Origin of the sequence: Vibrio chagasii (assembly GCA_041879415.1) — a bacterium.
Taxonomy (GTDB): domain Bacteria; phylum Pseudomonadota; class Gammaproteobacteria; order Enterobacterales; family Vibrionaceae; genus Vibrio.
Genome location: CP090851.1, coordinates 1006906 through 1021920 on the forward strand (window position 1 = coordinate 1006906; position 15015 = coordinate 1021920).

General features: G+C 43.9%; 12 protein-coding genes. 5 read left to right on the top strand and 7 right to left on the bottom strand.

What is annotated here, in order from left to right:
• Positions 1-33: 33 nt before the first annotated feature.
• The 4 genes from L0991_04435 to L0991_04450 form a co-directional block, all read right to left on the bottom strand.
• Complete coding sequence (locus tag L0991_04435; protein ID XGB63317.1) at positions 34-798, bottom strand: transporter substrate-binding domain-containing protein; 765 nt, start codon at positions 796-798, stop codon at positions 34-36.
• A gap of 217 nt (positions 799-1015) precedes the next feature.
• Positions 1016-1642, bottom strand: coding sequence for a bifunctional 4-hydroxy-2-oxoglutarate aldolase/2-dehydro-3-deoxy-phosphogluconate aldolase (locus L0991_04440; GenBank protein ID XGB63318.1), 627 nt, complete (start codon positions 1640-1642; stop codon positions 1016-1018).
• Positions 1643-1952: 310 nt separating this feature from the next.
• Positions 1953-2564: a toxin-antitoxin system YwqK family antitoxin gene (locus L0991_04445; GenBank protein XGB63319.1), complete on the bottom strand. Its 612-nt coding sequence runs from the start codon at positions 2562-2564 to the stop codon at positions 1953-1955.
• A 249-nt stretch (positions 2565-2813) separates the two neighbouring features.
• A complete protein-coding gene (locus L0991_04450) occupies positions 2814-3308 on the bottom strand; it encodes a peptide-methionine (S)-S-oxide reductase (GenBank protein XGB63320.1) in 495 nt (164 codons plus the stop codon).
• Positions 3309-3561: 253 nt separating this feature from the next.
• Between L0991_04450 and L0991_04455 the strand changes: the two genes are divergently transcribed.
• The 3 genes from L0991_04455 (at position 3562) to tnaA (ending at position 8495) form a co-directional block, all read left to right on the top strand.
• Positions 3562-4659, top strand: a complete 1098-nt coding sequence (locus L0991_04455; GenBank protein XGB63321.1) for a GTP-binding DUF697 domain-containing protein — start codon at positions 3562-3564, stop codon at positions 4657-4659.
• The gene (locus tag L0991_04460; protein ID XGB63322.1) at positions 4646-6298 is read left to right on the top strand and encodes a 50S ribosome-binding GTPase; all 1653 of its coding nucleotides are present in this window, start codon (positions 4646-4648) and stop codon (positions 6296-6298) included. The genes L0991_04455 and L0991_04460 overlap by 14 nt, the downstream gene beginning before the upstream one ends.
• Before the next feature lie 724 nt (positions 6299-7022).
• Positions 7023-8495, top strand: a complete 1473-nt coding sequence (tnaA, locus tag L0991_04465) for a tryptophanase (GenBank protein XGB63323.1) — start codon at positions 7023-7025, stop codon at positions 8493-8495.
• A gap of 126 nt (positions 8496-8621) precedes the next feature.
• Here tnaA and L0991_04470 read toward each other — a convergent pair whose 3' ends face one another.
• Complete coding sequence (locus L0991_04470; protein XGB63324.1) at positions 8622-9506, bottom strand: LysR family transcriptional regulator; 885 nt, start codon at positions 9504-9506, stop codon at positions 8622-8624.
• A gap of 256 nt (positions 9507-9762) precedes the next feature.
• On the opposite strand from L0991_04470, the gene L0991_04475 reads away from it, so the two are divergent.
• Positions 9763-10002, top strand: coding sequence for a hypothetical protein (locus L0991_04475; GenBank protein ID XGB63325.1), 240 nt, complete (start codon positions 9763-9765; stop codon positions 10000-10002).
• A 201-nt stretch (positions 10003-10203) separates the two neighbouring features.
• Positions 10204-10500, top strand: a complete 297-nt coding sequence (locus L0991_04480) for a Dabb family protein (protein ID XGB63326.1) — start codon at positions 10204-10206, stop codon at positions 10498-10500.
• 64 nt (positions 10501-10564) lie between these two features.
• Here L0991_04480 and L0991_04485 read toward each other — a convergent pair whose 3' ends face one another.
• Both L0991_04485 and L0991_04490 read right to left on the bottom strand, forming a co-directional pair.
• Positions 10565-11794: a DUF3103 domain-containing protein gene (locus tag L0991_04485; GenBank protein ID XGB63327.1), complete on the bottom strand. Its 1230-nt coding sequence runs from the start codon at positions 11792-11794 to the stop codon at positions 10565-10567.
• Positions 11795-12110: 316 nt separating this feature from the next.
• On the bottom strand, positions 12111-14777 hold the full coding sequence (locus tag L0991_04490) for a carbohydate-binding domain-containing protein (protein XGB63328.1): 2667 nt from the start codon (positions 14775-14777) through the stop codon (positions 12111-12113).
• Positions 14778-15015: the final 238 nt, after the last annotated feature.

Genomic DNA, 15015 nt, shown 5'->3' on the forward strand with positions numbered 1-15015 from the left:
TCTAGAAGACTAGAAGACTAGAAGACTAGAAGACTATTTAAGAGAGTTGTGAATCAGGAACTCTTCTTCAACGCCTTTCAGTTTCATCTCATCCATAATGAAGTTCACAGTGTTCAGCAAACGTTGCTCACCTTTAGGAATCAGATAACCGAACTGGCTGTTGGTAAACGGTGTTTCACAGCGAGCCGCTTCAAGGCGCTCGTCGGTCACCTGGTAGAATAGGCCTTCCGGGGTTTCGGTTACCATCACATCAACTTTGCCTTCCGCAACGGCTTGCGGCACATCTAAGTTGTTCTCGTAGCGTGTGAAGCTTGCGTTCTGCAAGTTGGCATCTGCAAACATCTCGTTAGTGCCACCGATGTTTACACCAACACGTACCGAAGAGAGGTTTACTTTCTCAATGCTGTTGTATTGTTCTGCCTTACCTTTAGCGACCAAGAAACACTTACCAAAGGTCATGTAGCCTTGAGTTTGCTCTGCGCTTAGTTGGCGCTGCATTTTGCGCGTGATACCACCCATCGCAATATCATATTTATCGTTATCAAGATCCGTAATGAGATCTTTCCATGTAGTACGAACGATCTGTAACTCTACGCCCAATTGCTCTGCAATGTGCTGTGCGACGTCGATGTCATAGCCTGAGTAGCTTTTACCATCGAAGTAAGAAAATGGCTTGTAGTCGCCCGTAGTACCGACACGTAGTGTGCCTGATTTTTGAATGTCTTCGAGTTGGTCAGCTTGTGCTGCTCCCGATAGTGCAAGTGCCATAGAAGCAAGCAATAGTGATGTTTTTGTCATTGTAATTATCTGTTGTGTTTGTAGTAGTAATCAAAGTAACAGAAACAATCTGAGAAAGAGATCAAACCATTAAAAATGGTAGAAATAGGATTAAATTTAAGTGAGTTTTTTGTGATGAGTCATCCGTAAATGTGTTGTTTTGCCAGTTTAGAAACTGATTTAAAATTTAAATAAAAAGCCCCACAACAGAAGGGCTTAACATAAAGGTCAAAACTGACTAATCGTTAACGTGATCCACAGCATCTCGCACTAGTTTACCAAGCTCGTCCCACTTACCTTCGTCGATAAGGTTAGTTGGTACCATCCAAGTACCGCCACATGCTAATACAGAAGGAATAGAAAGGTACGCGTCTACATTTTTCAAGCTAACACCGCCAGTAGGCATGAACTTAACCGGATACACGGCCGTTAAGGCTTTGAGCATTGCTGTGCCACCTGAAGGCTCAGCCGGGAAAAATTTCAGCGTGCGGAGACCCATTTCCATTGCTTGCTCAACAAGGCTTGGATTGTTCACTCCCGGCACGATTGCAACCCCCTTGTCGATACAGTGTTGCACGGTACGAGGGTTGAAACCTGGGCTAACGATGAAATCAACACCCGCATTAATAGATGCGTCTACTTGCTCTGTAGTCAGTACAGTACCCGCGCCGATCAACATGTTCGGATACGTTTTACGCATGATAGAAATCGCTTCGATAGCACATTCTGTTCGTAGCGTGATCTCCGCACATGGCATACCGTTTTCAACTAGTGCCTTGCCTAAGGGGATGGCATCTTCAGCACGGTTGATAGCGATTACAGGGATTACTTTCAGGTTTGCTAACTGTTCATTCAAGGTTGTCATAAATTAGTTCCCACTATAACGGTGGGTTTGCTTCAGACTAAGCAAACCCCTGATTATTAAACAAAGTACTTAATTATAAGAGTAGGTTAGGCACGGCATCTAGGAGAGTGCGCTGTCTTGCATGGTAAGTCACGTTTTATAATTTGAGCGAAGTTCTGATATTTGGTGTTAGTAGATAAAACGTGAAAGTGTTAAATAGGAAGGCAATACGAGCATTCAAAAGTTAGTAAACGAATGCTCGTTGGTTTCAGGTTAAGTCGTATACGCTAACGCGGTGAGCGTTGTTATATCCTCTCAACAATGACAGGAATTAGCTTTGTGTGGGCATCCAAACTTGTTTAGATGTGACCAGGTGATCTTTAAAGGTCACTTCTTCTACTTTATCCCCGTTGAGGTTCCAGCGGGTCAATTTGCCGTTAGCGATTTCGCCATCATCGAATTTTGCTTCTGTCGCTTTATTGCCATTCGTGTAGTAGTCGGTCACCAAGCCATCTTTTAGCCCTTCATTGTACTCTGCAGTGAGGCTCTTTTCGCCATTTGGATACCATCGAGTTGCGACGCCCGAAAGTTCGTTGTCTTTGTAGTTTAGCTCTGCTTTTCTCTGCCCATTCGGATACCAAGTTTCTGCTTTACCTTGCAATTGACCTTTGACGTAATTCACTTTGGAAGCGATCTGTCCATTTGGATACCAATTGGTTTCTAACCCAAGCTCCAGACCATCGGCAAACTGGGCTTGAGTAGCGATCTGACCGTTATCGAACTTTTCTTCAAATTGACCGGTAAAGGGCTTTGAGTGGTTTACTTGATAAGCCACGCCTTTACGCATCTGTAAATAGTCTACAGCATCTTCACGTGGAGTCGCTGCGTAACTCATTGAGGACATCGTACTAAGAGCAATCAATATTGGGATGTATTTCTTCATAATGACACCTTTTTATTGGACGGGAGGAAAGTGTAACCAATGTGTTAACAGCATTTCACTTCTCGTAACTACTGTCAGTATCTATTACTGGGTTTCAAGTTTTCATTATTGAAGGCAACGGGAACGGAACTTTTTGAAGTGAATTTTGACGTAGGGGCTCGTCTGAAACTGATCCAGTTCACCTACGGAGTTGCGAAGAGGTTCTGGACAGATGGTAGATGCAGACAGGACGCAAGGTTGAGCTTTGCACTATGATTTGTATTTATGCAGAAGAGCCCATGGGATATGGCATAAGTGATGATCTTCAGGGAAGTGACTCAAATGATGCTGGTGGATATCGTCGCTGGCAACATAATGGGTCAATGGCAGCACTTCAACAGCTATGCGCTCGGCGTCTTCACGTGATGCGATATAGCGTTCCGCTTCAGTTAAGTGTTTGGCTTCGGTGCTGTACACGCCAGTTCGATACTTTTCGCCTACATCAACACCTTGCTTGTTGATGCTGTAAGGGTCAATGATCTCAAAAAGGTGGCCCACTAGCGCCGTTACTGAGGTGAGGCCTGGGTCAAATTCAATTTGTACACACTCTGCGTAGCCATCGTATTCACTTGGTTTGCTTTGGTTATCCTTTATTTGAGAACGTCCATTAGCACGACCTGCTTCTGTGCTTATCACGCCGGGCACATACTTAATGAACTCTTGTACGCCCCACAAGCAACCACCCGCTAAATAAATTTGTTCCATACTTCTTTTTGAGCTCTCTGAGTTTTTGTTCGATGGTTTTGATTTATCGCACAAACCGTAGCAGTAGGTTGGAGCCTATATCAATACGCAATAGACGCGCATGTACTAAAATAAGCTCATAAAAACAAACGCCTAAGCATTGCAAATCGTCGTAGATGAACAAATGTAAGTTGAATGCGATATCAAGATTATATAGCTCATCGCAACTTGTCACCAACCCGAACCTCAACATCAAGTGAGAGTTAACCTAATCATGTTTGAACAAGTCAAAGACTTCATTAATCCGAGTAAGAATCCTGACCTAACTCAGGCACACGAATATCAACGTAAACATTTGCCAACTTTGTGGCTGCTCGGCAAAACGGGTGCAGGTAAATCATCGTTTATTCAAGCGGTCACAGGTGATTCCTCGGTGGAAGTCGGAAACGGATTTGCACCATGTACCATGACAGCAATGTCGTATGCTTTCCCTCAAGACAAACCTGTGATGCGCTTTCTTGATACTCGTGGCTTGGGCGAAGCAGATTATGAACCCGACGAAGATCTAAAAGAAATTGGTCAAGCGGGTAATGCGTTAGTGGTGGTGATGAAAGCGGATGAGCCAGAGCAATCGGCGGTACTGTCTGCACTGAAACAGATTAAGAAGCAAAAGAAAATTAAGCACTTGCTCCTCGTTCATACGGCGGTGTTGTCTTCTCAAGAACCAGACCGCGCAAGGCAAGTTCAATTTAACACTCAACAAGTAGAGAAGGTTTGGGGCAAAGGCTTTGAAACAGTCGCGGTTGATTTTGAGAGCGACAAGGATGATGTCTATAACCTCGAATTATTGCTAGAACGGTTGACCAGCATACTCCCTGTTATAGGGATGATGGTGCAAGACAAAGAACACGCTACGCAAGAAGAAGCTAACTTTGACAAGGTCGAAAATGAAGTGCTTTGGTATGCGGGAAGTGCAGCGGCTAGCGACTTAGTTCCAGGTGTGGGCTTGGTGTCTGTGCCTGCGATTCAAGCGAAAATGCTTCACAGTTTGGCCAATCAATATGGGGTTGAGTGGAATAAGAGAGTTTTTAGTGAACTTATTGGTACTTTAGGCAGTAGCTTTGCGGTGCAATATGGAGTGAAGCTTGGTACACGGCAACTGGTTAAGTTGATACCTGTTTATGGACAAACGGTTGGTGCCATCGCCGCTGCGGCTATGAGTTTTGGTACCAGCTATGGTCTTGGCCGAGCGGCATGTTACTACTTTTATCATAAGAACAGAGGCGAAGAAGTTTCTGAACAAGAGATGCAAAAAATCTATAAAGAATCCCTGAAAAAAGGTAAGGCAGCGTCGGGCTATGAAGAAAATTAAGAACTTATTTCGATTGCTCGCCGTGTTGTCGAGCGGGCGTTGGGGCATCGCTCTGATTTCGGCAATCTTCCCGAGCATCATCATGATGGGCTTTGGCCTGTTCTTGGCAATCAAGTATGGTTATCTACTGGAAATGTCGATAGCGATTGCTGTGAGTACCTTGCTGTTCACGATTCCGTTATACATCTCTAGCCGTTCTTCACGGAGTTCAACTAACAGTGATGCGGCAAAAAATACAACAGATGAAGCCAAAACTGAGTTTTCAAGTCACAACATCGACGATGCGTTGGTCAAGGCGTCAAATGAATGGTCTCAAGCTGAACTGTCGATCTGGAACGACTCGAAACATTACGTTCGTCAACAATTGGTCGATGATATTGAGTGGGGTAATCTAGACCAAACTGGTTTGCAGGTACTGGAGTCCGTCGCCAAAAAGTTTGGTAAGAAGTCGCTCGATTTTTCAATTCCAGAAGGGCTCAAGCTGTTTGAAGAGGTAAGCCGTCGATACAAAGTGGTGGTAAAAGAACACATACCGGGTATTGAGTACCTTAAGGTTTCTTACATCAAGGCAGGCTATGAAGCCTATGACAAATATGGTGAGTTGGGGCAAAAGATCTTCAAAGCGGCGATTTGGGGTAATCACCTTAAAAACCTGTATTTGAATCCATTGAAGGTTATTTCTGACTTAGGTCGTGAGCAAGCGACAGCCTCTATGACAAAGGGCGTTGTGGATGACATGCAATATGCAGCGAAACAAGCCTTGCTCGATGAAGTGGCGGCCGTTGCGATCGATTTATACAGTGGGCGTTTCAGCATTGAAGATGAAGTGTTAAAAGCGTCTGATGTTTCAGAAGTTGACGAGAAACGTTTCGCTCCTGAATTAGAACCAGTGAGGATTGTACTGGTAGGGCAAACTAGCTCTGGTAAATCGTCGATTATCAATGCTCTCAAAGAGGAAATGGTGGCCGAGGTGGATGTTCTACCATCAACGGATACCTCTACGGTTTACAACGCATTTGTTGATGACAACGATGTGAGAGTGGTTGATCTTCAAGGGTTGGATGGAAACGCTAAAACCGAAGCTGTGATGCTTAAAGAGATGACTCAAGCTGATGTGGTGTTATGGGTACTTAAAGCGAATCAGTCTGCTCGTGAACTGGATAAACAGCTTAAAGATAAGTTTGATGCATTTTATGAGGATCCTAAGAATATCTCGCGCAAGCAGCCTATCGTGATCACCATCGTCAACCAAGTGGATCGGTTAAAGCCTGTGGAAGAGTGGCAGCCACCTTACGATTTGGATAATCCAACTTCGGCAAAAGCTAAGATCATTGTTCAGGCGCTTGAATACAATCAAACACTTCTGAAGCCTGATATCGCTTTACCACTAGCGATTTCACCAGAAAAGATACAGTTTGGTTTAGAGGCTTTGAAACAGACACTGATCGAACACATCGCAGACGCCAATAACGTGCAGAGAAATCGTCAGCGCCTCGAAGCAATCAATAGAGGAACCTCGGTAAAAGGCCAGCTTAATAAAGCCATGAAAGCGGGTAAGAAGGTTGCTCCGAGCGCATTGAAAGCCGCAACGCCTAAACTGGCTGAGATGACGATAAAACAAGTCACTAAGAAAAAATAGCCAACAATACCAAAGCGATATTGGTTAAGCCGTAATATCGCTTTGGTAAACAAATTTTTTTATATTTCTAAACCTTTAATGCTTGAACTTATTATTATCTTTAAATTAACGAACTAGTGTAATAGTGCATTAAGTCACTCTTATAATAGGGTGATATAAGACAATAAAGAGCTACGCTGTGATTCTAAATATTGATCACATTTATGCCTTAATCGTCTTTATTTATAAAATAATTGCACTATATTTAAATTTCGGACCACTTTGATTTCAACATAGGGATATATTGTGAACATGTATCTGAAATGGCAATCAACAACATGGCTAACCCTGTTAGCTTGGTATACTTTAGATCATCAGCTCTCGTTCCACCTTTCTTCAGAGTAGTACCCTCTTGGCGTCACACGCCCAGCAGAGCCTTCTGGCTTTGCCAATCCTGTTAATTCTGTCTTTAAGATATTCGACAAGCAATGGAACAACCAGTTCGTGAACTGTATTTCTTGCTGATCGTTATTTATATCTTGGTCGTTATTAATAGGATCACAATCAATATCTCATTGATTCAATAATTTATTTCTCGCTATTAATTTTTATCGTAATTGTCACGAGTGTGATGGTGCGACAAATAAAAATAGTGGTGAGTTGTGACATCTAAAAATAATGAACTTAGGCTCTTCCTTTAATATTTCTTCATTATGGAATACTGAGTTTGTTGAAAGGTACTATTATGGAAAACTTCAAACATCTACCTGAACCGTTTCGTATTCGCGTTGTAGAACCAGTAAAAAGAACGACTTACGCTTATCGTGAGCAAGCGATCGTCGAAGCGGGTATGAACCCATTTCTACTCGATAGCGATGATGTGTTTATTGACCTGTTGACTGACAGCGGCACGGGTTCAATTACTCAACGTATGCAAGCGGCGATGTTAATGGGCGATGAAGCGTACAGTGGCAGTCGTAGTTACTACGCACTGTCGAATGCGGTGAAAGATATCTTCGGCTATGAGCTAACCATTCCGACTCACCAAGGACGCGGTGCAGAGCAGATCTACATTCCGGTTCTGATCAAAAAGCGTGAGATGGAAAAGGGGTTAGACCGCAGCAAAATGGTCGCTTTGTCGAATTACTTCTTCGATACCACGCAAGGCCACACTCAAGTGAATTGCTGCGTTGCCAAGAACGTTTACACCAAAGAAGCGTTTGATACCTCCGTGAATGCTGACTTCAAAGGCAACTTCGATATCGTCAAATTGGAAGAGGCGATCATAGAAGCGGGTGCTGCCAATGTCCCTTACATTGTGAGTACTATTACCTGTAACTCGGCTGGTGGACAGCCTGTTTCTATCGCTAACCTCAAAGCCGTATACGAGATTGCTCAGAAGTATGATATTCCCGTCATCATGGATTCGGCTCGCTACGCTGAAAATGCTTACTTTATTCAGCAGCGAGAGCCGGGTTATCAAGATTGGACTATCGAACAAATTACTCGCGAATCTTACAAATACGCAGACGGTTTAGCCATGTCCGCTAAGAAAGATGCGATGGTGCAAATGGGCGGTTTGTTGTGCTTTAAAGACGACTCCTTCATCGATGTGTACACAGAGTGCCGAACTTTGTGTGTGGTGCAAGAGGGCTTCCCGACTTATGGTGGCTTAGAGGGTGGTGCCATGGAGCGCCTTGCGGTTGGGCTATACGACGGAATGCGCCAAGATTGGTTGGAGTACCGCATCGGTCAGGTGCAATACCTGGTGGATGGCCTAGAAGCGATTGGTGTTGTGTGCCAACAAGCGGGCGGTCATGCTGCGTTTGTTGATGCAGGTAAATTGCTTCCACACATTCCGGCAGGTCAGTTCCCAGCCCATGCTTTAGCGTGTGAGTTGTACAAAGTAGCGGGAATCCGAGCCGTTGAGATTGGTTCTTTGCTGCAAGGGCGCGACCCAGCAACAGGCGATCAGCATCCATGTCCTGCTGAGCTATTGCGCCTAACCATTCCACGCGCGACTTACACTCAAACGCATATGGACTTCATTATTGAAGCGTTCGAAAAAGTAAAAGAGAACGCGAGCAAAGTGAAAGGGCTCGATTTTGTTTACGAACCACCTGTACTAAGACACTTCACTGCACGTTTGAAAGAGGTGGAAACCCATGAGAAACCAGCTGAAAAAAAGAGTCAGCCAACGCTCGAAGAAGCATTTTAAAATAATAAAATAAGCGAATAGTCATCAGAACCATAATTAAAGGCTCCTTTGGAGCCTTTTCTTTTTCGCGTGAAGTTCTGGAGTTGAGATAACTGTTATGGGGCGTCTGAGGTGATTTGATTCGGCCTAAGCTTGCTTATTCTTCAGGGTTGCTTTCAGTATTTGAAATAACCACTGATTCAACGGTGCATCTTTTTGAGAGCGGCGGCAGCTCATCACGTAGCTCACATCTATCGTTAATTTTTCCGGAAGATCCATGCTGCGGCAGCCGTCTGGTACGCTGCCACTGAGTGTGATACCAAAAGCGTCGGACTTGGTCACCACATCGTGAATCATTGCTGGGTGGTCGACTTCGACCTTTGGGTTGACGTCGAAACCTATGTTCCTGAGGCGCTCAAGAATAGGGTACTTGTTGTCATTCCATCCTGGTGTTTTGAAAAGAATGATTGGATAGTTAGCGAGTGACATAAAGTCATTTGCGGGGTGGTCCTCTCTTACAAAAAACACCACTTTTCCTTTTCCGAACTCCATTTGAGAAATCGACTGCGGCAAGGTTTCATCAAAGTAATGAACCGCTATCGCTTCTTCGCCGTCAATTAGTTGATTCCTAGCGTTACTTCCCCATCTTACGAACGAATAGTTCGCGTGCGGCGCTGCTTTACTCAGAGCAAAGTAGAGTTTCGAACCGAAACGTTCCCAAAATAGGGTGTTCGCGTAGATCTTGATGTCACCTTTGTAAGAATTCGGAGAGAAGTCTTGGTGTTTGATGGCCTCGATGCTACTCAATATCTGTTCAAAGTTGCTGATATTATTTTCAACAAAGGTCGTGGGTTCGAAGCCGTGTTTGGTTTGAATAAACAGTGGGTCGTTAAGTTGGATTTTTAACTTTGAAAGGTTCTTACTGATCGCTCCAGAAGTTTTTCCTAGCGACTCTGCTACCAGTCCCACATTACGAAGCTCATACATCCGCTTGATGACGAGGATATTTTGAATATCGAGGTTGATGTCCACAGGCTCTCCAAATCATTCCTTTTATAGGCAGCAATCTCTGTGCGCTAAGCCGCCAGAAATCATGTGACTCTAATATCATAGTGGTAATGCACAACTTCTAAGACAGGACAACGTCAGAAGATCGCTAATCCCTTGATTTTCCATTTGGTAAATCTCGCTTTTCCTCGTGTCGTTATCACTCTGTCGCTAAAGTTACCTCAACAAAGCAACACAGATATTAGACGAACAGATAATTAGAAATACAACGAGGTGATGTATGAATAAGTTACTTGCACTTGGCTTGATGGCACTTTCAATGAACACTGCTTTTGCTGCTAACGGTACACATACCGGTACTATCGATATGACAAGAAGTGAAGGCAATCAAGTGAAAGCTGAACGTGTAGAGTCTGACTTAGTTCTCGAAGGAAGAAATGAAGCTTCTAATGGCGGAATCCAATTCCAAAAGAACGTAGATCAAAACCAAGCGATCAAGCTTACAGGTCGTCGTGACTAACGTTTAAAGTGTGCTTACCACTTTAAATGTTCTACCATTGTCATGAAAAATGCTGTGCCTTAGGGTGCAGCATTTTTCGTTATGGGAATCTTCTAATGGCAGGCTAGTAACTAACAAGCCTTGGCATGGTGTGTGACGTGTGGCATTTTGGTCACTGTTAAAGGTTGAGCTGCATTAGTTAAGCGTGGAAAGGAAGAGCAGATGATACGTCATATTTTACTGATAAAATTCAAAGAACATGCGGAGCTTTCAGAGATTGAAAAGCTAAAGGCGCTGTTTGAAGCAATGCCAAGTAAGGTTGAAGGTGTAACTTCAGTAGAGTGGGGGCTAAATGATAGTCCAGAGAACAAGAACCAAGGTTACAGTCATTCTGTCTTGATGACGTTTGCTGATGAAGCAGCGCGACAAAATTATCTACCGCATCCAGAGCACGATGCACTGAAAGAGGTATTTCGCCCACTATTGGATGACATCATCGTATTTGATTATTCTCTCTAAGTAACAAAACTAAAAGCGCATAGACAAAGGCCTATGCGCTTTATTCAGTTTTAAGAGTCTCGCGTTATTCTGTCGGCAATATAGTGACCGGAGTGAAGGAAGCTACAGCATTGCCACCTGCTCCAGGACGGTCAACATAAGGTGTGTTTTGCATTAAGGTGTAGTACACATCCACGAAGTCATCATCGTTCACAAGCACACCTTCAGGAATAACATCAATAATCTTACTGGTGATCTGAGGGATGATGGCATAACCCTGTACTTCTGGATCTGGAATCATTTTCAGGATTTCTTCCGCGGCTTGCACCAGGAGCTTAGCTAGGTCTTTATAGTTGGTCCCGTCGTCATGTTCCATCAAGATCATATCTGCAGCCCCCCAGCGGTAACGTGGCCAGAATATGATACTTTGGCTTGGGTAGTACGTCTGTTTGTCGTAGTCCAAGTAGGGCATCTCAATCAGATCAATTTGAGGCGCGACACGACTTGAATCTACGCCAGTGACGATAGCGTAAATCTCTGCTTTACCTGAAATCCATGGTTCTCTATCAATAGCTAAACGAATCTTAGTTAATTGCGTCGTGTTCAATTCTTCAGGTTCCGATTCAGCCAAAGAGCGTGCAGCACCGCTAAATAGTGTCTGCTTTTGAGGTTCTTTGTTCTGGCTGCTAGTGCTGTCGCTGCTGTCTGAGTTAAGTAGCGTATCGGTGCCTTGCTTTTTCATTTCAGCTTGCATGGTCATTAACCCTGCTTTGAGCTCCTCTGCACCGTTGCTGTCAATCACAAACACCGGAAAATCGGGCATTTGGTACACATCTAACTCATGAACTTGACCGTACACATCGTAAGCTTCGATGTATTGCCAATTCGAATCATCCCCCGATGGTTCGTAAGCAAACAGCGGGCTTTCACCATTTTTCCATGCTTCAACCATGGCTTCGTCAGCCATCCTAATTTCTAACACTGAATCACTAAACTCATCGATACCTTTAAGTTTTCGATAACTAGAATCGGCTTTGTGCATTTTGCTTGAAAAGGCGGAGTAGGGTTGAGCCGAGTTCAGTTTGTCTAAAGGAGTCGATAGGCTTTTTTCGGTGATTTGAGTTTTCAAAGAAGACTCAAGATCGGCATAGCGAGCACTTATTTGCAGCGCCAATGATTGCTTTTGCGCGGCGGCATTATTTGCGATTGAAAGTGGATCTGAAACAGAGTGTGTTGTGTTGATATTGTTTGCATAAGATTGGAAGCCAACCACTGTTGTTGCAAGCACCATACTGATCGAAAAAGATGGTCTCATAAATAATCCTTATTTTAATTTTTATCATTAATAGAGCTTTTGCCCTACAAGGATTAACCTATCAATCACATGAATGTGTGCAAAACCTAGTCATGTTTTTTTGTGTCAGTCTGCAGCACAAGATCTCAATTTAATTTATTTGATTGAAATTTATATAACGCTAACTTGATATTTTCTAGCTTATAAACCACTCAGTATATAAATAACAATATTATTAACTATTATGGTGTATGGAGGAGGGGCAGGTGAGCCAAGAAAAAGAAAGCCTACTCGTTCTAGAGTAGGCTTTGTGGTTCAACTGGAAAGTAGCGTTCGACTATTTTGTTGGCTGATATAGCACTTCAGTCACTCTACTTGTTCTGTACTCTAGGTTAGATGAACTACGAATCAAAACGTTAGAGTCTACTAAAGGCTTGCTCGCGTTTAGGTAAAGGTGCCACGACTCCCCATTATCGGTTGAATACTCTAAGTTAAGCCCCGGGAATTGAGAGTTCATGTGTAGTTTGCCCTGTGAGATCTTTGCTCCGGGTACTGGTAAGCGATAGTTAATGTCTCTCATCTCGACCTTTGCTAACTCACGCTGACCTAAAATATTGGCAAATCGACTCCAATCATCGCTCAAGACGTTTAAGTCTGTGTGCTCCGTAGAATCTGAATACTCAACACCTGGCTGGTAATCCAATTCCCACTCTGCTTTATGCCACGCTCGCTCGGCCACAGCCATTAGGCGAGGGAAGGCCATGTATTCATATTGCTCATCTGTTCTGACTGTTTCAGACCAGAGTGCTGCTGATATCCCATAAACGGCGTCATTTGGTGTTAGGCTTCCTTTTGCTGTGTAAGAGTCACCATTTCGGTCTTTTGCTAGTTCAGCGTTTTGTGGCAAGTTTTCTGGAATGTAGGAAAACATCTTTCGAGTATCTGACGCTCGAGTTGCCCAGTAATAACCGCGTTCATGCTCATCAACTTCGTAAGGCATATCAAGGTAGATATGGTCAGGGTTAGACAGCACTAGTTGATAGCCATCGTTAATCAGTTGGATAGAACTGTCGCTTGCTCCCCAGAAAACCGTATCCCACAAATTGACTCGCGCCTTATCTGTCGCAAGCGCTTCTGAATTCTCGACATACTTTAGGCCGTCTTGCCATGCTTGGAATGTTGTTACATCTTGTTCTTGTAATAGCTTAGAAACTTCGGTGGCGAAGTAACTCAGGAGCTTATCTTGGCTTTCAATTTCACCAGATTCTATTTTGGCGATGCATTGAGGTGACTTTTCATAGGGCTTGTGCTCTTTAGAAAGGTTAATCTGTCCTTTGCCAGCCTCGGGAGTGTCGTTAACGTCCTGGAATCCGTGACCCTGTTTTATGTTCTTTGCTTCATCGCCACCGAAATGCCATTGAGTGAGTGGCATTTCAGCTTCTTCGTGCATGAGTTTTACTTCAGTGATGACCTTACTTACAAACTGCTTTGAAGACTCAAGGCATGGGTTGATAAAGCTTTGGCGATTGTAAAATTGTACCGTTGTGACGTTAGACTGATCTTCAGGATCGAGTAGGCGATATTGCTCTGCTTTTTCGGTGTCCCCAAGCGTCATATATTTGTGGTATCTAGCCTCCATTGACATGACTGCCGCTCGAGCATGTGCGGGCATATCAAACTCTGGAATGACTTCAATCTTGTGCGCTTTGGCATACTTCAAGATGTCGATGTAATCTTGGCGGCTGAAGTAGCCTGAACCAAAGTTGTCGCTATGTGCCCCGGAACCAAGCTGTGGCATTAAGCATTGCTGTTCGTTTTCGTCAAAGCAACGCTGGCTGCCAACCTCGGTAAGTTCTGGAAGCCCAGGTATTTCAAGTCTCCAGCCTTCATCCTCACTCATGTGAAGGTGCAACCTATTCATTTTGAAGGCTGCCATCTGCTCAATAGTTTTGAATATTGTCTCTTTCGAATGGAAATTACGGCCGACGTCGACCATGAAACCACGGTACTCAAACCTAGGAGCATCAATCACCTTCATGGTTGGGATGGTGTAGCGTGAGAATGGATCGTAGACATTAAGCAGCGACTGCATCGCGTAGAACACGCCAATCTCATCGTTAGCAATAATGTTGATGCTGTCTGAGGTGATTTCTAACTGATAGCTCTCTTTATCGGAAATAAAGTCGGTGTCTTGAAATTGAACATTGATGTCGATGCCGCTTTTTAAGTTAGTAATGCCCATCATGTCTGCTTGATTAGTGATAGCACGCTTGGTGTCATCCGATACTGGCAGGGCATCCAAATTAAGGCCTTGAATAATCGGCAAGTAACTCCCTGTGTACTCTACGTGTTTCGGTGTCGGTAAAATCTCGCCAGTTGATTCTCTGAATATAATGTCTTGGTTGTGTTCAAAGCGAGTTTCCGCTGTCGCTCGAGGGTTATTATCTTCAATCGAGAAACGAACTTGTGACTGGTCTAAACCGTTAACGAACATAGTGAGATCTTCTGTATCAGTTGAAGCGATGTTTTTGGCTTCTGCGCCTTGAGCAGAAACGAAAGCACGAGGCATAAAGTCGGTGTAAGAGACTTGCCACGCTTCGGATATGATCGGGATTGTGTGGGTTTTGTGCTTTTGGAAACCAGTGAAGTTGTCGCTAGGTTCTATTTTATGAAGGTCACCAGTGATGTGGGTGACTTTGAACTCTTTGTTGCGGTTTTCAAGCACGGGACGAATACTGTGGAAATAGATCGACCAATCTTTAAGGTCCACTTGTGAGCCTTCATTGGTAAGGACGATATTGACCAAGTTACAAGAGGCGTAATCGGCCTGGAGTTCAGCACAAGCGATGCCGTTTTCTTTGCCATAGTTAGTGACGATCTCGAATGACATATCCAAATTGTTGGCGAGCTTATCCACTTGCGTTTGTGTGGGGTTGTGAGAAGGAGATCCGCACCCATAGAGGGCAGTGAAACAGCAGATAGCCAACAGTGATTTTTTTAACATGGTGATTCCAATGGGAAGAAAATTTCGGCGGTATTATGCAAGCGAGAAACGGCGGGGTTAATGTGCCGTAGCCTATATAAGATATAGGTTGAATCGATAACTCGTTGTTTACTCAAGTTGCAATAGAAGCGGAAAGGGCTGCTTGAGGAACGTTAGAATCACCTCTATTGGCGCCAAAAAGCGATATAGGATTACGCTATATCTACTATAGTCTCGGCCGTATTTCGGAAGAGAGAGT